The sequence below is a fragment of the Alcaligenes nematophilus genome, assembly GCF_026344155.1.
GTDB lineage: Bacteria > Pseudomonadota > Gammaproteobacteria > Burkholderiales > Burkholderiaceae_B > Alcaligenes > Alcaligenes phenolicus.
Map to the genome: position 1 here is coordinate 16,903 of NZ_JAPKMZ010000009.1, position 21,669 is coordinate 38,571.

Below are 21,669 nucleotides of genomic sequence, written 5' to 3' on the forward strand. Positions count from 1 at the left end.
AATGCGCCGATGCACCATAGAGTCAGGGCCGACTTACCATTGATAACCAATACCCACGGCACCACCGTAATCACCGCGCGAAGTGGTATTGCCCGAGAGCTTGTAAACCCACTTACCGTTATCGGTAATACCGGAGAAACCAATGGCCATACCGGACTCTCCACGCCAGGTACCGCCGGCCATGGACATCATGTGCTTGCCCGGCAAGTAAGCCTGAGGCAGAGACGCTGTTGCCATCGCGGCCGCCACACCTGCACTTAAGCGGTTATCCAGACGATTGATATCGTGGCGAATATTGTTGATCTGACCTTGCAGATTGCCCGCCACCTGATTCAACTGGCTTACGTTGACCGCATCGGTGTCATTCACGCCCGCCGCCACATTGGTGATGTGCTTGCCGGACATATTGATGCCGTTCTCGTTGATGATCGGACCACCGTTATTGATCTGAATTTCATCGGCCTGAACATTCACTGCCGTAATGGAATTGACCTTCAGATCCTGGGACACCGACACCTTGATATCAGCGCCAACGGTCTGGCCTGCATCATTGACCCGGTCCGTCTTGGAGATAACGATGTTGTCCCCTTCAACAAAGCCGACCGTGTTGCCATTGTGGATAGGCGTGCCGTCACCGGAGCCATTATTGCCACCACCTGTGGAGCCGGAACCATTGCCGTTGGAACCACCGGTATTGCCGCCTTCCTTGCCATCAGTCGGTGCTTCAACATTCCAGTGCATGCTGTCCAGAACATCTTTCAAGGAGGAATGCTGGCCACCGTTGTAGGCAAACGAGCCGTTTCCATCCAGACCAATGAAGGACTCGATAGGCTGGAGCTGACCATAATTGACGGCATCCGTCGGATTGCGACCGGCGGCAACATTGGTGATGCGCATATCACCTGCGTTGATGCCAGCCAGGGTGATGCTCGGGCCATTATTGATGGTCAGGCCGGTGTTACCCAGGTGTACGTCGTTTCCTACCGCAACCCCTGCGTTGTTGATGACGGTATCGCCGGTCTTCAGGCTGCCATCTGCTCCCAGATCAATGTCCTTGTTCAGCTTGACTTCAACCTGTCCGGAATCATCGGTGCCAGTCTGCTCAACTGTGACATTCTTATCACCGACAAAGGCAACCTGGCCGTTCGGGCCAATATTGGCGCTATTGCCATCCGCATCAGTCACATTCCAGCCAGCGCTGGCAACGTCATTGACTTGCTTGAGCTGATCTTCGGTCGCCGCCTGACCGCTGGTGTAGTTGTCCGGATCCCAAGTCAGATTGGTCAGTCCGCCGATTCGGCCAGTATCACCATTGATCGTGACCGGGTTTGCTCCGCCCACCACAACCTGCGTGCTGCCGATAGCCGTGCTGTTACCGGCTGCATCGGCCACCGTGATCGAACCTGCGCCTACGGTAGTCGTGTCACCGGCGGCATTGCTGACCGTGGTGCCTGCCGCAGTCGTGGAGGTCTTGTTACCTGCCCCATCATCCACGGTCAGACCGTCGTTGTTCACGACCGTGTTTCCTGTCTTCAGGCTACCGTCTGCGCCCAGATCAATATCCTTGTTCAGGTTGAAGGCCAGGTCCGTGCCATCACGCGAAATGTTGATGTTGCCGTCCGTGTTACTGAAGTCCACCGAGGCGCCAGGCTTCACGTTTTCAGTAGCACCACCATTAGCGCTGATATTCCAGCCTGCGTTGGCAACCTCTGAAACTTCTTTCAGCTGCGATACGTTCACCGCATCGGTGTCATCCGTACCTTCGGCAAGATTGGTGATCTTCTTGCCGTTCATATTGATGCCGGCACCGTTAATCACCGGTCCACCGTTATTGATGATGATGCTGTTCAGATCCGTCAGATCCTTAGCCATGACCAGGTTCAGCTTGTTGCCGTCGCTATCAACACGCAGGTTCTCACCCGTGGACTCTGCGCCCTCGGCCAACTCACCTGAAATGGTCAATGGCGTGTTATCGCCCAGCGTTTTGGCAATGGTGCTGCCGGTGTTGCCCGAAAAGCTCAAGCCATCAGCCTGGGTGGCGATCTCGCTGCCCTTGTAGATAACATCACCACCGCTTTGGACAACAAAGTTGTCACCCAGCTGGGTTGCGCCCGTAACAGTCAGATTGTTGGTCGTGACGCTGTCGCCATTAACGATCGTGTCACCTACCGTGACGCTGTCACCGCTGATCACGGTATCGCCTACAGTGATGCTATTACCCACAGTCAGATCATCAGCCAGGTTGAAAGCCAGATCCGTGCCATCACGCGAGATAACGATGTTGTCATCACTGTTGCTGAAGTCCACCGAAGCACCGGGTTTCACGTTTTCAGCTGCACCACCATTGGCACTGATGTTCCAGCCTGCGTTAGCAACCTCTTCAACATCCTTCAACTGCGACACGTTCACCGCATCGGTGTCGTCTGTGCCTTTGGCCAGATTGGTGATCTTCTTGCCGTTCATATTGATGCCGGCACCATTGATCACCGGACCACCGTTATTAATGGTGATGCTGTTCAGGTCCGTCAGATCCTTGGCCATGACCAGGTTCAGCTTGTTGCCGTCACTATCGACGCGCAGGTTGGCACCCGTGGACTCCGCGCCCTCGGCCAGTTCGCCGGAGATGGTCAGCGGTGTGTTCTCACCCAAAGTTTTGGCAATGGTGCTGCCGGTGTTGCCTGCGAAACTCAGACCATCATTTTGGGTCGCGACTTCGCCGCCCTTGTAGATAACGTCGCCGTCGTTGTTGACTACAAAGTTGTCGCCTAGGCGAGTTTCACCCGTAACAGTCAGATTGTTGGTCGTGACGCTGTCGCCATTAACGATCGTGTCACCTACCGTGACGCTATCACCGTTGATCACCGTATCGCCCACGGTAATGCTGTTGCCTACGGTCAGATCATCGGCCAGATTGAAGGCCAGATCCGTGCCATCACGCGAGATGACGATGTTGTCATCACTGTTGCTGAAGTCCACCGAACCACCGGGCTTCACGTTCTCAGCTGCAGCACCGTTAGCACTGATGTTCCAGCCTGCATTAGCGACGTCTGAAACCTCTTTCAACTGCGACACGTTCACCGCATCGGTATCATCCGTACCCTCGGCCAGATTGGTGATCTTCTTGCCACCCATATTAATGCCGTCACCGTTGATCACCGGACCACCGTTATTAATGGCGATGCTGTTGATATCGGTCAGATCCTGAGCCATGACCAGGTTCAACTTGTTGCCGTCGCTATCGACGCGCAGGTTGGCACCCGTGGACTCTGCGCCCTCGGCCAGTTCGCCGGAGATGGTCAACGGTGTGTCGTCACTCAGCGTCTTGGCAATAGTGCTGCCGGTGTTGCCCGCAAAGCTCAAGCCATCATTCAGGTTGGCGATCTCGCCGCCCTTGTAGATAACGTCGCCGTCATTGTTGACTACAAAGTTGTCGCCCAGGCGAGTTTCACCCGTAACAGTCAGATTGTTGGTCGTGACGCTGTCGCCATTAACGATCGTGTCACCTACCGTGACGCTATCACCGTTGATCACCGTATCGCCCACGGTAATGCTGTTGCCTACGGTCAGATCATCGGCCAGGTTGAAGGCCAGATCGGTGCCATCACGCGAGATGACGATGTTGTCATCACTGTTGCTGAAGTCCACCGAACCACCGGGCTTCACGTTCTCAGCTGCAGCACCGTTAGCACTGATGTTCCAGCCTGCATTAGCGACGTCTGAAACCTTTTTCAACTGCGACACGTTCACCGCATCGGTATCATCCGTACCCTCGGCCAGATTGGTGATCTTCTTACCGTTCATATTGATGCCGTCACCGTTGATCACCGGACCACCGTTATTGATGGTGATGCTGTTGATGTCTGTCAGGTTTTGAGCCATCACCAGGTTCAACTTGTTGCCGTCACTATCGACACGCAAGTTCGCACCCGTGGACTCTGCGCCTTCGGCCAGTTCACCCGAAATGGTCAGCGGTGTGTCATCGCCCAGCGCCTTGGCAATGGTGCCGCCGGTGTTACCCGCAAAACTCAAGCCATCGGTCTGGGTCGCTACTTCGCTACCCTTGTAGATAACATCGCCCGCGTTGTTGACCTCGAAGTTGTCGCCCAAGCGGGTGGCACCCTCAACAGTCAGGTTCGTGGTCGTGACACTATCGCCATTGACGATGGTGTCGCCCACCGTAATGCTGTTGCCGATGGTCAAATCATCAGCCAGGTTGAAAGCCAGATCGGTGCCCGTGCGCGTGACGGTGATGTTGCCATCGTCATTGCTAAAGTCTACCGAGCCACCAGGTTTCACGTTCTCCGTGGCGGCGCCATTGGCGCTCACATGCCAGCCCTGAGCAGCGTATTTGATCGCATCGTGCACCGTGTTTTCACCGGTATCACCGATATTGCTCATGCTCAGCGTGCCGTTGGGGGCCAGTGTGGCATTGCCACCCAGGATGTTTTTCGTGGTGTTGGCTACATTGCCCAGCACCGAATTCGTGGCATACAACTGGCTGCCATTGATCGCATCCGTGCTGCTCGCGCTGATCCGGCCTGCGGCCACATTCGTCACTGTACGTTTTTCCTGCTCCGTACCCACGCTGACGGTAGCAACAGGACGATCCCCGGCAAAGTTACCGTAGTTCAGCCCGTTCAAAGAGGCATTCGAGGTGCCAACCGCGCCTGCTGTCTCTGCACCATCGCCCAGCGCTACCGAACGCGCATTGCCTGCACGTGCGCCCTGACCAATAGCGACGGCACGGTCGGCCGTGCTGCGGGAACCGTCACCCAGCGCGATCGCCTGCCGCTCAAGAGCCCAAGCGTCACGGCCTTGTGCAATCGATGCCTCGCCAAAGGCATGAGCGCCCTTGCCCTGTGCCAGTGAATAATCAGCGGTGGCCTGAGCTTCACGACCTACCGCGATGCTGCTATTGAACTGGGCAATGGAGTCCGTTCCCAGCGCAATCGAATCGCGGTTCTTGTCCTGATTTTCGACATCAGGATTAGATTGGCCGGAGCGAGCGTTAGTACCCATTGCAATACCGCGCGCCGCAAAGGCTTTGGCATCCGTACCGCTGGCTTGGGAGTTACCGGCTGTTGCCTGTGACCGAGTACCAAACGCCATGGCGTCATTAGCCGTTGCCGTCGCGTTGCTACCCTGAGCGATACCGCGAGCCGCATTCACCACCGAATTTTTACCGATCACAATCCCTTCCACGGCTGTGGAACTGGATTCTGTACCGATCACAATCGAGTTCTCGACCGAGGGACCGTTTGCCTGACGATCTGTGTAAGAATCCCGGCCAATGACAATGGAGTTCTTGTCACGGCTGACAACGTGCGTACCAATTGCCACGCCGCTCTCGTCCCGCGCTTCAGATTGGGAGTTACCGATAGTCGTGGAATTCAGCCCCAAGCCCTTGATGTTGTGTCCCAGCACAACAGATGACGCTCCCTCTGCCCCTGCCATATGTCCAATAGCAACCGAGTCCTTTTCCTTGGCAGTCGCATCAGGGCCGATGGCAATCGAATCAATAGCAGTAGCAGCAGCGCCATTATTATTCTTGTTACCCTTGTCCACACCACCATCATTGACACTGAAGTAACGAGGCTTGCTGTCGGCAATCTGCTGCCCCCAGTCCTCACCGACCTTCTCGGCCAGCTTTTCATAGTCGACTGTCGCGCCCAGCGTCACCTGATCTACTGCCGATTGCAGCTGGCGCACGTTCACTGCATCCGTATCATTGGCACCGTCTTCCACGTTCACAATACGACGTGTGAACTCGCTGCCCGACTGGCTGCTACCAACGGAAACGGCACTGCCATTGAAGCCTCTATTGGTGAACTTGCTCAAGCCAGACACATCGTTTTGCGCGGCATGAGAGTTCAACCCCAGGGCTACAAAATTGCTGTCTGCATGTGCATTAGGACCAATGGCTGTACCCGTTCCCAATGCCGTTGTCTGACGGCCCACCGCAACCCCGGTATTACCGGCAATCGCCTTGTACCCAATCGCCACGCCTTCTGTTTCAGCGCCGGAGTCCTCACCAATACCGATCGCACGGTTTGATGACAGCCCCCGATTCGCATTCTTGCCCAGGCTGACATTGCTATCGCCAATGATATTCTGGCCAGCATCTCGGCCAAGTGCCACGTTCTCGTTGCCATCCACGCCATTGCCGGTGCCATCACCTAGCGCCACATTGAACTGACCTTTGACGTTCTGACCACTGGCCTGACCGATGGCTATATTGTGCGAACGATCACCCGGCAGATGATTGCCAGTCGCCCGGCCAGCACCATTACCGATAGAGATATTGTTTTCTGCATCAGCCTGAGCATCCAGACCCAAGGCGATCCCGTTAGCCCCGCTGGCCTGTGCCTGCATACCCAAGGCAAGCGCATTATTTCCACTCGCCGCTGCTTCGCGGCCTACCGCAACGCTGGCCAGACCGCTGCTCTGACTATCCTTGCCAATCGCAATGGCCGCCTCCGGTTTGGGTCGACTGTCTGCGCTGGCGACACTGGCACCGTCACCCAATGCAATCGCGCTCTGGGCATCGGCCAAAGCGCCCTGCCCTGCAGCGATACTGCGATCACCCTCTGCCTTGGACTCAGGGCCAATTGCAATGGATTCTTCGCCGTTCGCCTCTGCATCAGGCTGCTCTGAATTGGCACGGAAATACTTCACACCAGGATTGGTATCATCCACACCCAAGGCGGTCAGACGATCGTTGATCGTCACTAACCCTGCTTCAGCCGTTCCAATGCGGCTGCCATGATCAGCAATAACCGTTTCATTGTCCGAGATTCGGGTGTCATGGGCCGTAATGGCCGTTTCATTATCCGTAATCCGGGTGTCATGACCCGTAATGGCCGTTTCATTGTCCGTAATGCGAGTCCCATGATCCGTCAGAGTGGACTCATTGCTCGTGACCCGCCCTTCCAGCCCATCAATCTTGCCGGTATTGGTCTGCACCTCAGCGGACGTAGCATTGAGCTGCGCCTGGGTCGCCACAGACTCACCACCCACCGTAATCTGATCGGCACTCAAGGCGCCGGAGATCGTCAGGCTACTCAACCCCACGATGCTGCCACCACCCGTAAACCGGATGGTGCCGCCTGGGCTGGTGAAGTCAATGAGGTTGTTCTGACCATCGCCAGGAATCTCGACCGCGGCCCAGGCATTGCTCATCGCCAATGCGCTTGCTGTCAACAAGGCGCCCCATCCCATGCGTGCGGAAAAAGACGCACGCTTTCCTCCTTTTACGCACGAGGAACTGCGCTTGCCTTTCGCTTTTTTATGCTCAGAAACGGCAACAAATGTTCCCGTTTGCTCATTCCAGATGGTTTTGTAGACGTGATTCATCTCTGTTCCTGATCCTTTAAGGAATACGTGTTGAGTGCTACGTGTGTGTGAGTAGGGTTGAAACTGTCTCGAACGCACAAAGGCTCCGCCCCCTCCCAGGGGGGCAGTAGGCAGGGAGGTTCTATGAAGTAGCCTTGGAGGGCGTGCACGCCGGCATCGACGCTCAACTGGAAATCCAGGGCAGTCTCAATTCCTTCGGCGATGACGTATTGGCTGATGCCACGCGAGGCATGAACCCAAGAATGAAGGGCAGCAATGCCGTCCCTGTCCCGTGCCTGATGCACCAGGGACTTATCAATTTTTATGACCTGGGGACGGATCTGCCGAGCCAGATCCAAGGTATTGAATCCCGTCCCAATATCATCAATGGCAACTTTGCAGCCCAGGCCGCGCAAGGTGCGCAGCAGGCTAATGGCGGCTTTCTCATCAAAGACAGAAGCCGTTTCGGTAATTTCCAGGGTCAACCGACTGGCCAACTGTGGCGCATCGCGCAGCACCGCAATCAGCAAGCGCCACCACGGCGCCTGCTGCAAAGACAAGGGGGAAATATTGCAGGCAAGGTGAACGTCCGGATAACGCTCCAGCACCTGTACCACCGACCACAGAACGCTGGCATCCAGGCGTTCGGTCACATGCAAGCGCTCTATGGCCTGAACAACCTGCGCACAAGAAACGGGCTCAGTACTGTTCTGCGCATCATCCCAGCGCAACAGCACTTCGTAGTACAGAACCTGCTCGCGATCCTGCACAAAGACCACAGGCTGAAATGACAGGGCAACCTTCTCGTCCCGCATATCTGCAAAGAAACGAGTCGCCAGAGCCATGTCGCGCCGAGTCTGCTCGCAAACAGGAGGCTCAAGCTCGGAGAAGGCAATAGTGCTGGCCAGAGACTGCAAATGAGACAGGCAAACCGGACGGTCGCCCGATGCTTCAACCCAGGCCGGAACAACATTGACCAGGATACGGTCCGAGCCGCAGCGAACGGGCTCGTAGCACAGCGCCGCTTTGACTCGTTCCAGAAACAAGTCCTTGTCAAACTGGGTGGGCAGACGACAATTCGTCAAGCCAATCAACACCACTTGATCAAGCACCAGGATGTCGCTGCGTGCTATGCCGTAGGGACGCAGGCGCGCCGAAATGGCGGACAAAAAGGCTTGCTGGAACAGGCGCGCATCATAGGCCTGGGCAAGCGTTGCCAATCTTCGCAAGCCTAAAAGCAAATAGCTGCTTGAAGGAGTAACTTGCTGCAACCAGCAGGACAATGACTCTAGCGACTGGACGCCCATTACGCGCCCCGCATTGTCAGTTGGCACTGTGGACGCTGAGCGTGAATCAGCGTCTGGCTTTCAACCTGGCAGCGGTCAAAAAGCCTCCTTTATGTCAACATCCATTCCATAACAAATAGACACGTTTGTACGTGAAAATTACGCTGAAAAGGATCATTTCGATGCGCTATTCGGTTGGGACTAAAAGGAGGCTTCTTGTCAAAATCGCAAGCCTATTTACGCCTTTTCTTAACCATTGTTGACGCTTGCCTATGGCTGGCTGCAACGTTCTTCAGAAAGTGCATCGGCCAGACCTGCTTCGTGTTGACACACATGTGGCCGCCGCTAACACTTAATCAGTATCTGCATCTGAAACACAGCGTTAATAAAAAATTACGTAATAGTTTTTATTGCAGTACGAGCTACCTCAATCGCCGTTTACGTGGCAGCAGGTTTGCATGCGGTTAGTAAAACTTGACATCGCGTGGCCAACATTCCACTGGACCATCTTGGGTTTACTAACATCGATTGCACTGAGATGTAGTCGAGTGGGAGGGGGGAGGCTGCGCTTTGCGCTAGGAAGATGGGTACTATGAGTAAGAAATATGGATATGCACGCGTTTCAACACAGGATCAAAACCTGGACCTACAGATCGCGGCTTTAAAAAAGGTGAATTGTGATCATATCTATACGGATAGAGGGATATCCGGGGCTAAAGCAACACGTCCAGGATTGAATCATCTGCAGCGAAAACTGAAATCGGGTGACACGCTTATTGTCTGGCGTCTGGATAGGCTGGGCCGATCACTACGCTATTTGGTCGACACGATCGATCGTTTAGGCAAAGAGAATATCCATTTCATTTCCTTGACGGAAAATATAGACACGACAACATCGGGTGGTAGATTGCTGTTTCATATGATGGCCGCCCTGGCTGAGTTTGAACGCTCGCTGATTAGCGAACGCACTCGCGCAGGAATGGCAGCAGCGCGTGCCAATGGCAGACCTCTAGGCAGACGTCCAGCCTTATCACCCGCCCAACATAAAGAAGCCCTTATTGCGTTGACCAATCAAGTTCCGCTGGACATCGTTGCCAAAAAATATGACGTGCATCCCAGGACGATACGCCGCATCAAGGCCATGGCCTCGACATAGCGGGCTCAACGCAAGTGACTTTATTAGTCAGCATTGCCGCCAGACAACTAGGTGGCGGCAATGATCTGTAGGGGAACAGGGCAAGCACCCTACCGCCTTTTACTGCACCAGCTGATTCATCTCGATAATTGGCAGCATCACGGCCAGAACAATCAACAGCACCAAACCACCCATCAGCAAAATCATCAAAGGTTCCAGCAAGGCGGTCATGGTCAGGGCTTTGCGCTCCAGCTCGGTTGATAAGGTCGTCGCGGCCCGATCCAGCATGGGCGCCAGTTCGCCGGTTTTTTCACCGCTGGCAATCAGTTGGACTAATAGCGGCGGGAACAAGGCACTGCGCTGCAAAGCGGTCGCCAAAGGCAGACCCTCGCGCACATGAATAGCGGCCTGATTCACGGCATCGCGCAAGGCCAGATTGGACACAGTACGCCCGGCCGCTTCCAATGCCGTTAGCAAGGCCACATTGCTGCCAGCCAGAATGGCCAGCGTGGCGGCGAAGCGAGCGGTATCGACACCCAGCAAGTAGCCTCCCAGAACAGGCACGCTTAACAAACGCCGATGAAAGGCCAGCTTCAAGGTCGGCTGTCGCAGCAAAAAAGCCACCAGGCCAGCCGCCAGTAAGAGCACAACAAATAACACCAGGCCCCATTCACGCAGCAGATCACTGGCGCTGATCATGACCCGAGTCAGCATGGGCAGTTGCTGTTTGGCTTGGGTGAAAGCACCGACCACTTGCGGGACGACGTAGCTCAGCAAAAATACCACCATCGCCACCGAAATCAGACTGACGATGGCAGGGTAAATAAAGGCCGTCAGCACCTTGCCCCGAAGGGCCCCGCTATCCTCGATAAAGCTGGCCAAACGATCCAGCACTTGCTCCAGCTCGCCCGACTGCTCCCCTGCCCGCACCAATGCCCGATAGATTTCCGGAAAATCGCGCGGGTGATTGGCCAAGGCATCACTCAGGCTTTGCCCTGCCCGAATATCCGCACGCAGGGCTGCCAGCAATTGCACCAGAGGCCGACGCGTCGCCTGCTCAATCACCACGCCCAGGCTGGCCTCCAGAGACAAGCCCGCCGCCACCAGACTGGCTAACTGACGAGTCAGCCAGGATAACTCGGTACGACGCAGGCCCGCACTGCGAGCACGGGCAGCGGCTCGGCTACGGCCCGCCTTCAGGGAAACCGTCAGCAACCCTCGGGACAGTAATTGCTGACGCGCCAGCCGTTCGCTCTCGGCCTCCAGCACACCCCGCTCGCTGCGTCCGGCCTGGTCCACCGCCTCATAGTGATAAGTACCCATACTCTTTCGCCCCCCCCTTATAGCTCGCGCGTGACGCGCAATACTTCTTCAGGGGTACTGATGCCCTGCTCTACCCAACGCTGGGCGTCCTCGCGCAAGCTGCGCATGCCCGACTCACACGCGGCCTGACGCAAGGCAGGTTCGGCCCCGGCAGCATTCAACAAGTGCTGGGCACGTTCGTCGATGCGATACAGCTCGTGAATCCCGGTACGGCCTTGATAACCCGTGTGAGCGCATTGCTCGCAACCATCAGGACTGGCCCGGTACTGCCCGTGCTCGGCAGGCTGACGACAATGTCGGCACAGCTTGCGTATCAGCCGCTGGGCCAGCACGCCACGCAAGGTGGAGGCCAGCAAGAAAGGTTCCACACCCATATCGACCAAGCGAGTCGCGGCGGACACGGCATCGTTGGTGTGCAAGGTGGCCAGAACCAGGTGGCCTGTCAGAGAAGCCTGCACCGCAATCTGTGCGGTTTCCAGATCCCGAATTTCCCCGATCATGATGATGTCCGGGTCCTGTCGCAATATGGCACGCAAGGCACGTGCAAAGCTCAACTCAATACGGGGATTGACCTGCGTCTGGCCTACGCCGGGCAAGTCATATTCAATCGGATCTTCCACCGTCAGCACATTGCTGCGGGCTGTATCGACGCGGCCCAGAGCGGCATACAAGGTGGTGGTTTTACCGCTGCCGGTAGGCCCGGTAACCAGCACAATGCCGTGTGGTTGATGAATCAGCTCATCGAGCTGAGCCAGGATGTCCGGGGCCATGCCCAGACGCTCCAGCTCCAGTTGCCCGGCTGACTTGTCCAGCAAACGCATTACGGCGCGTTCGCCATGTCCGGTAGGCAAAATCGAGACACGCAGATCCAAGGCCCTGCCCCCCACTTTCAGGGCAATCCGGCCATCCTGGGGCAGGCGTTTTTCGGCAATATCCAGGCTGGCCATAATCTTGATACGGGACACTAAAGCACCATGCAAGGCTCGACGCGGGCTGACGATATCGCGCAAACGGCCATCCACCCGGTAACGCACGACCGAATGGGTTTCATAAGGCTCCAGGTGTATATCACTGGCACCGTCCCGCACCGCCTGGGTGAACAAGGCGTTGATCATGCGGATGACCGGCGCATCGTCCTGGTTTTCCAGCAAGTCGGTGACAGCAGGCAGTTCCTGCATCAGACGATCCAGGTCTACCTCGTTGGCGGCCGCATCCACCACGCTGGCGGCATCGTCGCCCTGTGCGTAACTGGCATCAATCAAGGTATCCAGTTCCGCATCAGGCACTTGGCGCTCGTCCAGCTCGGGGTAGCGTCGCCGCAATTCCACCAAGGCCCAATCCGGTGTGCGTTCGCTAATGACCAGCGTACCCACACCTTGCTGCTGCGTCAGCACCGCACGGTGCTGACGTGCCCAGGAGTACGGCAGGCGGGTCATAAGGTCTCTCGCAAGTCCACGGTTCCGGACGAGCCTGCGGCCTGCGGCAAGACCATGTGTCCCGCATCCGGGTGGAACCAGGTGGAGCGATCCGGCAAGCCTGTCTGCACGGCACGCATGTAGTTGTAGCGGTCCAAAGACAGGCTTTGGCTATCTTGGGCATTACGCACAATATGAGGGCGCAGGAACACCATCAAATTGGTTTTGGTACGCTTGCGTTTCTCGTATTTGAAGAGGTTGCCCACCAGCGGAATGTCGCCCAATAAAGGCACGGACTGCGTGCCGTCCTCAATCGAATCTTCCAGCAAACCACCCAGCACAATGATCTGACCATCATCCACCAGCACATTGGTACTTAGCGCACGTTTACGCGTGACAGGCGAGTTGGCCGAAACCGACATGGCGGTATCAATGCTGCTGACCTCCTGGTACAGCGCCATCTTGACGGTGCCGCCTTCGGAAATCTGCGGGCGCACCTTCAGGGTCAAGCCCACGTCCTCACGCTGAATGGTCTGGAAAGGGTTACTGGCCCCGTCACCCGTGGTGGTGTATTGCCCTGTCACAAAGGGGACGGTGCGGCCCACCATGATGCTGGCCTCTTCGTTATCCAGTGTCATCAGGTTTGGCGTGGATAGAATATTGGTGCCCCCTTGGCGTTCCAGCGCACGCGCCAGAACACCCAGATTGACCACCTGCTGGCCCAGCACATTCACCGTGCCTTTCACCACACCCAAACTTAAACCGGCGGCCAGCGAATCCAGTGTGGTTGCCCCGGCCTTGGTGATGCCGCTGCCGCCCAGATTGGCACCGCCCACAAAGCCCGAACCACCGTCCGCGATATTGCCGCCGCCCGTCATCCACTGAATACCGAACTCGGCAGCATCCTCTGCATTCACTTCCACGATCAGGCTTTCCACCAGCACCTGAGCACGACGTTGATCCAGCTGATCAATCACTTCACGCAAGCTGCGGTAGACCGGATCGGGAGCGGAAATAATCAAAGTATTGGTGGATGGGTCGGCTTGCACGGTCGCACCACCCGCGCTGAAGGCCACAGTGCCGCTGGCATTGTTCGCAGCGCTCAAACCCAACTCCCCTTGGGGCTGCTGGCCCGTTGTCGCCGAGGTCGTCATGGCCTTGGCACCGCCCGTGGTGTTGGTATTGGTGTCAGGAGCCAGACTATTGTTGTTTTGCTGCTGATTCCCTGTGGACGCATTCCCCGAACCCGATTGCCCGGTCAAGGCTGCTCGCAACACTTCGGCCAGCTGCACGGCCTGGGCATTACGCAAATAGACCACGTGCAAATTGCCCTTATTGCTTTCCGGGCTGTCGATACGGCGTATCAGATCGCGCGCCAGATCCAGACGGGCCGGACTGCCTGCCCGCACCAGCACGGAATTACTGCGCGGATCAGCCACTACGGTAATGCGCTGCGCCACATCGTTGCCGGGCGTGTCCAGCATTTGCGAAGCCAATGCCGCCACGTCCAGAGCTACTCCGTAATCAATCGGGATGATGTCGGTATTCAAGCCTGCGGGGGTATCAATCCCGGCGATCACCTGGGCAATACGGTCCAGATTGTCGCCATAGTCCGTCACGACCAAGGTGTTATTGGAGGGGTAGGCATTGATAGGGTTGTTGGGCGAAATCATGGGACGCAACACAGGCACCAAGGCCGTGGCGTTTTCATAACGCAGGGTGAACACACGGGTTTCCAGCTCGCCGCTACCGCTGGCCCCGGCACCGGCGGCACGCACCGCGCCACCTTGTTGACGCGCTTCGGCTTCGGGCACCACGCGGCTGACCTTGCCATTACGCAACACGGCAAACCCTTGCATGCGCAGGGCAGACAACAGCATCTCGTAGGCGGTACGGGCATCGACCGGTACTTCGGACACCAAAGTCAGTTGTCCTTTTACGCGAGGGTCCACAATGAAGTTCTGGCCGGTAAAACGGGCCAAGGCAGCCACAACCCCATCCAGCTCGGCATCCACAAAATTCAGCGTGATGTCGTTGCCTTGCGGGAACTCGGCCGAGTCGGGCAAGTCGATCGGGGCGGCACTGCCCCCGACACGTTGTGGAACCCGACGTGTCACGGCCGGAGGCGACGTATTGCTATTGGCAAAGCGCGGGTCAGCCTGAGTGCTACGAACAGGCGTCTTGCCTACCGAGGCAAAAAACGAAGAAGGATCGGGGCCGGGTTCAGGTTTCTGACCATTGCTCGCACAGGCGCTCAACAGCACGGCTGCACCCAGGCTTAAAAGGAAGCGAGGCCGCAGCCCAGGAAGTCGTTTAGTCAAGGTACTCATAGTCAAAATATCGTTATTCCTGCTTGCTAGTCGTTGTGGCTATTCGCCATTGGGTCACACCCTGACGCTGAGGCCCCAAGGCCTCCAGTAACTCTTTGAATCGTTGATCGTCGGCTTGTCTGGCTTGGGCGCGTCCTTCAAACAGCCCGCCATCCGGCCCCCACTGACCTTGACCTGCCAAGATCAAATCCCCCGCCAAGGTACGCAGGCTTAACTGCACGCCCTGACCCTTGCGGCTGACTGCCAATTGGTAATCACCCAGCTCGGCCTGGGCCGCCAGCGCGGAGCGTGCATTACGCCAATCCAGTTCCAGCAACGGCCCGTTTTCAGCGGCCAGAGCCTGACTGGGCCAGCGCAGCTGCAATTGCCCTTGCGGTTGCACGGTCTGCAACAAAGGATGCAAACGTCCTAACAGCGCGGCGGGAGCGATCAGGCTTTGGCCCGAAATACGCCAACCTTGCAGGCTGGCTTGCAGGCGCACAGGCTGATCCAGCCAGCCATGGCTCAACTCCATTTGCGGCCAGGGTGCCAAACGCCAACGCCAGCTGACAGGACCGGGAACAGTGCGGGCCAACAGACCCGAACCCACTACCAGCAAGCCTTGACCGGAGGCCAGGCTGCCATGGGCGGTTTCCAGCCGTAGCGGCAACTGCTCGGGCTGCCAGGCCAGCATCATGCGGGCAGGCAGAAAGGGCACGGCGGCCAGCAGCAGACACAGCGCCAGCAAAACCCACCCCATGATCTTGGTCAGCTTTTTCATGAAGGCTCTCCTGCACGCAGCACAATGCGGCCATCCAGCAGACCGGCGCGTTCACGGCTATCGACCACAGAGCGACTCATGCTGACTTCCTGCACGGCAAAGCCCAGCACGCGGGGGGCGTGCATCAGCCAATCGATCAAGGCAGGAGCGGCCACAGCCTGGCAGACCAGAACACGTTGCTCGGCCTGTGACTGCTCTGTCTGACACTGGGTACCCAAGGTCTGCAAGCTGAGCTGCAAGGCCTTGTCTTGTCCTTGCGCGTCCACAGGCGCTACCAGCTCTTTATCCAGCACCTGAATCTGCGCCAGCACGGTTTGCATTTGCGCCATCTCGTACTGCAGGCGGGGCAGCTCCTGTTTTGCCAGAGCCAGATCACGAACGGCGGGACGTAGCAGCAGCAACCACAGCAACATCAACACCAGCAAAGCACCCAGGACCGACAAGGCCAATTGATCCCGACGGCCCAAGGCTTGCCAGTACTGTCTTGCCAGGGCGAGCTTGCTTTGTACGGTCAGCCATACAGGCTGAAGGGCGGTGAATTTGCTCATTGCGGCGCCCCCTTCTGGCTGGCTGCTTGCGCTGCTTTGCTGAAACCAATTTCCCATTGGCGGGCAGACTCGCCCTGCTTCCACTCCAGATCCGATTCAGCCGGCAAAGGCTGCGCGGCCAGTTCGCTGGCCAGCGTCAAATGCAATTGCTGATCTTTGAAACTCAATGCCCGCACCTGTCCTTGCAAAGCAGGCCACTGCACGGCGCTGGCCATCAATAAACGATCAAAGGGAGCCGAGGCCGGGCTTTTCTCGGTCAGCAAACCATCACGATGCTGTCTGGCCTGCGTCAAGGGTGCAACGATAACGGGCAGGTGTGGCAAGGCTTGCCGAACCGCCTGCTCCATCTGAGTCTGCACCTGCCTCATTTGAGATCGCAACGACTGCGCCTGCTGCTGCAAGACCAGGGTCCAACTCAACACAGCGGCCAAAGTCCACCACATGCTTTGTCGTAGCACGCTGCTACCACCATTCGACGCCATCTCTGGCATCAGCAAGGAGCAGGCCGGCACCGTCAAGTTTTGGCCCTGGCCCTGCCTGTCTTGTTCATGGCCATCGGACCAGGCGTAAACCCCGCTCAAAGGCAGTCCCAACTGAAGCGTCTGCTCCCCCAAAGCCAGCAAAGGCTGGCGCTCCGTCCAGGCCAATTGACTCATCCCGGACGGCCCCGGTGCCGAACAGGCCACCCACACCTGTTCGATAGGACTCAAGCACATAGGCTCGACCGCACTACACGCCACAGCCTGCCGCCGCGAGGCGCTGACCGAGGGAATACGCGCTTCCGTCACCGTCGCCATCCCTGCAGGCAGGACCAGTTCCAAAGAGCGGGCCAGGCCCTTGAACTCCTGCACCTCTCCCCGTCCACGGCGCAATACCCTGGCGCGCTTGTCCCGCAGCACAAAGTCCACCGGCTGATCCAGCCTTGGCGGAGAGTCCAAATAAATACGCAGCACTTTGCTCATCACTTCAACGAATCCAGACAATCCGGCTGCGGTCCGCAGCCCTGTTGATCAGGGCCTGGGTTGCCACCCGGCTATGGTCAAGTCGTAACTCGCCACTTAATAAAAACCATTCACTGCGCACGCTCAGCGTTTGCCCCTCCAGCGCCTCCTGACGTTGGAGGCGGGCCTGCACATCGGCCTGATCCCGAAACCACTGGCCCCGGTCGCGCTGCTCCAAGAGGCCACGCCATTCCACCAGGCTGACGGAAGGCTGCACGGCCGCCAGCACCTGGGCACTGGCGGTATTCACATTCACGGATTTGGCTTGCGGCAAATAGCTCAGATATGGCTCCAGCTGCTTGGCCTGTTGCTCTGCATTGGAAAAGAAGTCCTGCAAATGAGAGGGCCAAGGCGCTTGCCCGGCCTGTGCCCGCTCCAACCGCTGGGCCAGCTCCAAAGCCAAAGAGGGTTCCTGCTGCACACTGCCCAGCAATTGCTCCAATGCCTGCACATAGCGGGCCTGAATGCGGCCATCGCGCAGCAATAAAGCCAGATTGAATTTGCCCTGCTCATCCTGGATATAGCCGGAGAAGTAAGCCGCACGGGTCTTGTCCGGAGTCTCTATCTTCAGTTCGCTCAGGGCCTGCGCCCACAGTCCACCTTTGTGCGTCACAGCGGAGCGCTGCGAGTCCAGACGCAAGACCAGCACAGCCCAATCCAGCGCGCCGCGCAGCAACCAGTTGGCCTGCATGTAATCGCGCTCGCTGGCCAACTGGGTTGCCAGCCCACTTTGACGCTGGACGATGCCCATGGTGGCAATGGACACCGCCATCACGACCACCAGCGCATTGATCACCGCCATGCCTTGTTGAGATGCCCGTTTCATAGCAGCATCACCACTTTGCGATACGGGTGCTCCTGCCCTTCCAACTGCACTGTCAGTTCTATGCCTGTAGCGGCTGCCCCGGCTTGATCGGGCCACGGCCAGCTTTGCCAGCCACGCGCTGGAATCCAGATACGCAAGTTCCAGGCAGTGACCTGCTCCAGCACATCTTGCAAGGGGCCCAACTCGGGCAAGGGGTAAACCGTTCCTGCCTGGGCAATAGCCCGTTGCAACACGCCTTGCTGCAAACGCCATTGAATCTGCTGGGTTCCCGCTCCGACTTCGGCGCGACGTTCAATCATCAGGATGGCCGGGCCTTCGCCCTTGGCTTGCCAGCGAATACTGGCGGGCAACACCGCCATCGCCCCCGCCGGGTCCGCAGGACCTGGCGCGGTGGGCAGATGCAACTCCAGATCCCGGCCCATTTGGGACAAGACATTGAACAAGGCCTGGGTCTGGCGCGCCTGTCGGCCAAGCTGCTCATCCGCGTGCAAGACCGCATCCAGGCCACGCCAGGACATCAGGCTGATCAAGGCCATGATGGTCAGGGCCACCAACATTTCCACCAAAGTGAAGCCTTCCTGGCTCGCGTCTGTCATGGCAAGGACGCCAAGGTCGCGTGCAACTCGGCCAGCACGGGGCCTTGGGGCAAGAAAGCTTGTACCGTTACCTGACGAAAGAAGCGATTGGCCGTGGCCTGCACGGTTTGCTTGCACTGCAAGTTCAAGGAACCCTGACGACAAGGCACAACGGTTTCACCCGGATCGGGAAACAGGCGGCGCAGCCGCATCTCGGCCACCACACCATCGGCTGCCAACAGAGCCAGGCTGCGTTCATGCATAGCCTGGCTACCAGAGGCGCTAAGGCCCAGTGCACGCAATCCGGCGGTCAAGGCCACCGAGACGATCGCCAGCGCAATCAATACTTCAATCAAACTCATGCCACGCTCTGTCATGACTGCACATCAAAACGGCCCGTCGGGTCGCTGCGTAAATGCAGGACCTCGTGACCATCATCCAGCTCCAGCTGACGCGGCGCGGACAACCATTCATTCACAAAAACCCACGGTCCCGCCGGCTCCAGGCGCACACGCACTGATTCCAAAGTCCAGGATCGTTGAGGAAACAACTGGGCAAAGCGGGCCTGATCGCGCAGCCAGCCCGGTGTGGGGCTGGCACCATCCGTAGCGTCCGGGATCAAGCTGAAGCGATAGCCCTGCTGATCCGCACTCCAGACGACGCTACGCCCGCTTTCACGCACATAGCTTTGCAGTTCGGCCAGACGCAGAGCCAGTTGACGGGCTTCTCGCTGTATCCCCTGATCCCGGTCCAGCACCAGCACGCTTAAACCCGCGCTGCTGACAATGCCCACGATCAGCAAGACCACCAGGGTCTCGATCAAGGAAAAGCCCCGCTGAGCCACATCAGTCCCAATTGCCTATGTCGGCATCACTGCCCGACCCACCGGCCTGCCCATCCGCCCCCAGCGAGAACACATCAATCTCGCCATGAACGCCGGGTTGCAGATACTGGTACGGATTGCCCCAAGGGTCGTTGGGCAGGCGGTCCATATAAGGACGCCAGTTGCGTGGCTCGGGAGGCTGGGTGGGACGCTGGTGCAGTGCCGCCAGACCTTGAGCGGTACTGGGGTAACGGCCGTTATCCAGGCGGTACAGCTTCAGGGCCTGTGTCAGGGCAGCAATGTCCTGACGAGCGGCGACGGCACGTGCCTGATCGGGACGGTCCATCAGACTGGGGACGACCAGGGCCGCCATAATGCCCATGATGACCACCACCACCATGACCTCAATCAGAGAAAAACCTTGTTGAGTGCGGGACTGAACAGAGCCGGCCAAACGGCGTGCCGGACGGCGAGATAAAGTAGATCGAGACATGAAGGAAATAAGCTACCAAAAAAAACCCAAGCTCTTGTCATACGGGCTTCATGCAGCACACGCACACTAAGAGCCCTTAAGACAGCCATCTCGGCCGTCTGCCAAAGCACTATGCGATGCAGTCTAAATGGGTATTATTTCCGCCATATTTCCGTCACATCTTTGGTTGCGTCTGTGTCAGGCCGGTATCGCTCTGGCCCTGATCAATTTGCTGATCAACCTGTTCCTGCCCTCGGACGGGACCATTGCGCCGGTACTGGAAGAAGACCACCGCGAGCAGATCAGCACGCAGCAAATTGCGCAGTGGTTTGGAGGCAGCACCGCGCTGCCCGAGTTGCGTTTGCATGGCATGATCGTAAGCGGCCAGGCGGGGGCAGCCCTGCTCAGCATCAATCAACAGCCGGTACGTGCGTATCGCCCTGGCCAGGAGCTGGCACCGGGTGTGCTGCTGGATTCGCTGCAACGCGAACACATTGTGATTACGGTAGATGCCGTGCCTCAACAAATCGCCACCGAGCGCAAAGGCCCCGCCATCATTCCCGGTATCCAGCAAGGGGCTAAGCCCTGAATTGAAGAGTTAGCAGTATGATTTAAAGCTGTCTTTCTTCTTCACCCTGGTGGGTATGCCTGCTTTACTTCGTCACTGGTTTGACAGCCTGCGCCCCAAGTCGCTGGCCATTGCACGCCCTGAAATGCTGCGTGCCACGCTAGGCGCCACGCTTAGCGTGCTGTTGGTTTCCTCTCTTAGCCTGTACCTGTCGGATTTTGCACATACGCATCATTGGTTGGTGGCGTCCCTGGCCGCCAGCGCCTTGCTGATTTTTCTGGTGCCAAGCAGCCCGTTGGCACAGCCCTGGAACATATTGCTGGGCAATCTGGTGGGCGCACTCACAGGCATTACCTGCGCGGTGCTCCTCCCTCATCCGATTGCTGCCATTACGATGGCCGTCTGCGTTGCCATGCCCATCATGCTGGCCCTGCGCTGCGTGCATCCGCCCAGTCTGGCAATGGCGGTCTTTCCCGCCCTGAATGGTATTCAGAACTACGACTTCGTCCTGTTTCCGGTGCTGTTTGACTCCTGCGTGCTGATCCTTCTGGGCATGCTGTACAACCGCCTGACCGGCGTGGCTTATCCGCCGGTACATAAACCCGCAACACGTCCGGCCGCCACGCCAGCCCGCTTTACGGACCAGGATTACGATGCGGCTTTAAGCCACTACAACCAGACGCTGAACATCAGCCACGATGATCTGGAAAAGCTGGTCAGTTATGTGCACCAGTCTGCCTTCCGACGCAATCTGGGCACACGCCGCTGTTCCACCCTGATGAATGATGCGCCTCTGTCCTGCCTGGTCAGTACGCCCTTGCAGCAAGCCTGGGACATGATGCGCGAGCGCAAGATCAAGGCCTTGCCCGTGCTGGATCAGAACAAGCACGTGATTGGCATCCTGGCCCTGTCGGACTTCTTGCAACGCGCCGGACTGGATCAGCCGGATAATCTGCGCCAGCGACTCAAGCGCTTCTTGAGTCCCCGACAGCGTGCAGCCCCCACAGTGGCCGAGATCATGACTGCGCCGGCCGTCACCGCCAACGCAAACTGGTCGGTGGCAGAGCTGATTCCCTTGTTCAGCCAGGGCCGCCACCGTCACATGCCTGTGGTCAATGATCATAAAGAGTTGGTAGGCATGATTACCCAATCTGATCTGATGCTGGAGCTGTTCAGAATCCTGCAGCCACCACGCGGCAAGCAGGACTGAATATAAAGATTCAGCCCAAAAAAATCCCCACTGCTTGCCATCGCCAAACAGTGGGGACAGATCAG

16 protein-coding genes are annotated in these 21,669 nt (G+C 57.7%); 3 read left to right on the forward strand and 13 right to left on the reverse strand.

Annotated elements, in window-relative coordinates:
• Positions 1–33: 33 nt before the first annotated feature.
• A complete protein-coding gene (locus OSH04_RS19075; protein WP_266109076.1) occupies positions 34–7,353 on the reverse strand; it encodes a YadA-like family protein in 7,320 nt (2,439 codons plus the stop codon).
• Complete coding sequence (locus tag OSH04_RS19080) at positions 7,350–8,552, reverse strand: EAL domain-containing protein (protein ID WP_266109077.1); 1,203 nt, start codon at positions 8,550–8,552, stop codon at positions 7,350–7,352. Before OSH04_RS19080 ends, OSH04_RS19075 begins: the two co-directional genes overlap by 4 nt.
• Before the next feature lie 658 nt (positions 8,553–9,210).
• Between OSH04_RS19080 and OSH04_RS19085 the strand changes: the two genes are divergently transcribed.
• The gene (locus tag OSH04_RS19085; protein WP_035271953.1) at positions 9,211–9,774 is read left to right on the forward strand and encodes a recombinase family protein; all 564 of its coding nucleotides are present in this window, start codon (positions 9,211–9,213) and stop codon (positions 9,772–9,774) included.
• A 99-nt stretch (positions 9,775–9,873) separates the two neighbouring features.
• On the opposite strand, the gene gspF is transcribed toward OSH04_RS19085, so the two are convergent.
• Genes gspF through gspG form a run of 11 tightly spaced genes read right to left on the reverse strand, consistent with a single transcriptional unit; the run spans position 9,874 to position 19,847 of the window.
• The gene (gene gspF, locus OSH04_RS19090) at positions 9,874–11,076 is read right to left on the reverse strand and encodes a type II secretion system inner membrane protein GspF (RefSeq protein WP_035271952.1); all 1,203 of its coding nucleotides are present in this window, start codon (positions 11,074–11,076) and stop codon (positions 9,874–9,876) included.
• A 17-nt stretch (positions 11,077–11,093) separates the two neighbouring features.
• Positions 11,094–12,512, reverse strand: coding sequence for a type II secretion system ATPase GspE (gene gspE, locus OSH04_RS19095; RefSeq protein WP_266109078.1), 1,419 nt, complete (start codon positions 12,510–12,512; stop codon positions 11,094–11,096).
• On the reverse strand, positions 12,509–14,821 hold the full coding sequence (gene gspD, locus OSH04_RS19100) for a type II secretion system secretin GspD (protein WP_266109079.1): 2,313 nt from the start codon (positions 14,819–14,821) through the stop codon (positions 12,509–12,511). Before gspD ends, gspE begins: the two co-directional genes overlap by 4 nt.
• A 13-nt stretch (positions 14,822–14,834) precedes the next feature.
• Positions 14,835–15,581, reverse strand: coding sequence for a type II secretion system protein N (gene gspN / locus OSH04_RS19105; protein ID WP_266109080.1), 747 nt, complete (start codon positions 15,579–15,581; stop codon positions 14,835–14,837).
• Positions 15,578–16,129, reverse strand: coding sequence for a type II secretion system protein GspM (gspM, locus tag OSH04_RS19110; protein WP_266109081.1), 552 nt, complete (start codon positions 16,127–16,129; stop codon positions 15,578–15,580). Before gspM ends, gspN begins: the two co-directional genes overlap by 4 nt.
• On the reverse strand, positions 16,126–17,091 hold the full coding sequence (locus OSH04_RS19115; protein WP_266109082.1) for a GspL/Epsl periplasmic domain-containing protein: 966 nt from the start codon (positions 17,089–17,091) through the stop codon (positions 16,126–16,128). The genes gspM and OSH04_RS19115 overlap by 4 nt, the downstream gene beginning before the upstream one ends.
• Positions 17,092–17,095: 4 nt before the next feature.
• Positions 17,096–17,956 (reverse strand): type II secretion system minor pseudopilin GspK, encoded by an 861-nt coding sequence (gene gspK / locus OSH04_RS19120; RefSeq protein WP_239054577.1) that lies wholly within the window; start codon positions 17,954–17,956, stop codon positions 17,096–17,098.
• Positions 17,953–18,552 (reverse strand): prepilin-type N-terminal cleavage/methylation domain-containing protein, encoded by a 600-nt coding sequence (locus OSH04_RS19125; protein WP_266109083.1) that lies wholly within the window; start codon positions 18,550–18,552, stop codon positions 17,953–17,955. Before OSH04_RS19125 ends, gspK begins: the two co-directional genes overlap by 4 nt.
• Entirely contained in the window at positions 18,549–18,908 is a 360-nt protein-coding gene (gene gspI, locus OSH04_RS19130; protein WP_083053158.1) for a type II secretion system minor pseudopilin GspI, read from the reverse strand. The genes OSH04_RS19125 and gspI overlap by 4 nt, the downstream gene beginning before the upstream one ends.
• On the reverse strand, positions 18,905–19,375 hold the full coding sequence (locus OSH04_RS19135; RefSeq protein ID WP_266109084.1) for a prepilin-type N-terminal cleavage/methylation domain-containing protein: 471 nt from the start codon (positions 19,373–19,375) through the stop codon (positions 18,905–18,907). The genes gspI and OSH04_RS19135 overlap by 4 nt, the downstream gene beginning before the upstream one ends.
• Before the next feature lies 1 nt (position 19,376).
• Entirely contained in the window at positions 19,377–19,847 is a 471-nt protein-coding gene (gspG, locus tag OSH04_RS19140) for a type II secretion system major pseudopilin GspG (RefSeq protein ID WP_266109085.1), read from the reverse strand.
• A 127-nt stretch (positions 19,848–19,974) separates the two neighbouring features.
• Here gspG and OSH04_RS19145 point away from each other — a divergent pair, with 127 nt between their 5' ends.
• Together OSH04_RS19145 and OSH04_RS19150 are read left to right on the forward strand one after the other, a co-directional pair.
• Entirely contained in the window at positions 19,975–20,415 is a 441-nt protein-coding gene (locus tag OSH04_RS19145; RefSeq protein WP_035271935.1) for a hypothetical protein, read from the forward strand.
• Positions 20,416–20,470: 55 nt separating this feature from the next.
• Positions 20,471–21,604 carry an HPP family protein gene (locus OSH04_RS19150; RefSeq protein ID WP_009460080.1) on the forward strand — a complete coding sequence of 378 codons (1,134 nt, stop codon included), beginning with the start codon at positions 20,471–20,473 and terminating at the stop codon, positions 21,602–21,604.
• Positions 21,605–21,669 lie beyond the last annotated feature (65 nt).

Coding starts and splice junctions, on each gene's coding strand:
- gspN (WP_266109080.1), bottom strand. CDS start 15,581: ATGAAAAAGCTGACCAAGATCATGGGGTGGGTTTTGCTGGCGCTGTGT.
- OSH04_RS19115 (WP_266109082.1), bottom strand. CDS start 17,091: ATGAGCAAAGTGCTGCGTATTTATTTGGACTCTCCGCCAAGGCTGGAT.
- OSH04_RS19150 (WP_009460080.1), top strand. CDS start 20,471: ATGCCTGCTTTACTTCGTCACTGGTTTGACAGCCTGCGCCCCAAGTCG.
- gspG (WP_266109085.1), bottom strand. CDS start 19,847: ATGTCTCGATCTACTTTATCTCGCCGTCCGGCACGCCGTTTGGCCGGC.
- OSH04_RS19125 (WP_266109083.1), bottom strand. CDS start 18,552: ATGACAGACGCGAGCCAGGAAGGCTTCACTTTGGTGGAAATGTTGGTG.
- gspE (WP_266109078.1), bottom strand. CDS start 12,512: ATGACCCGCCTGCCGTACTCCTGGGCACGTCAGCACCGTGCGGTGCTG.
- gspI (WP_083053158.1), bottom strand. CDS start 18,908: ATGACAGAGCGTGGCATGAGTTTGATTGAAGTATTGATTGCGCTGGCG.
- OSH04_RS19085 (WP_035271953.1), top strand. CDS start 9,211: ATGAGTAAGAAATATGGATATGCACGCGTTTCAACACAGGATCAAAAC.
- OSH04_RS19075 (WP_266109076.1), bottom strand. CDS start 7,353: ATGAATCACGTCTACAAAACCATCTGGAATGAGCAAACGGGAACATTT.
- gspD (WP_266109079.1), bottom strand. CDS start 14,821: ATGAGTACCTTGACTAAACGACTTCCTGGGCTGCGGCCTCGCTTCCTT.
- OSH04_RS19145 (WP_035271935.1), top strand. CDS start 19,975: ATGGGTATTATTTCCGCCATATTTCCGTCACATCTTTGGTTGCGTCTG.
- gspM (WP_266109081.1), bottom strand. CDS start 16,129: ATGAGCAAATTCACCGCCCTTCAGCCTGTATGGCTGACCGTACAAAGC.
- gspK (WP_239054577.1), bottom strand. CDS start 17,956: ATGAAACGGGCATCTCAACAAGGCATGGCGGTGATCAATGCGCTGGTG.
- gspF (WP_035271952.1), bottom strand. CDS start 11,076: ATGGGTACTTATCACTATGAGGCGGTGGACCAGGCCGGACGCAGCGAG.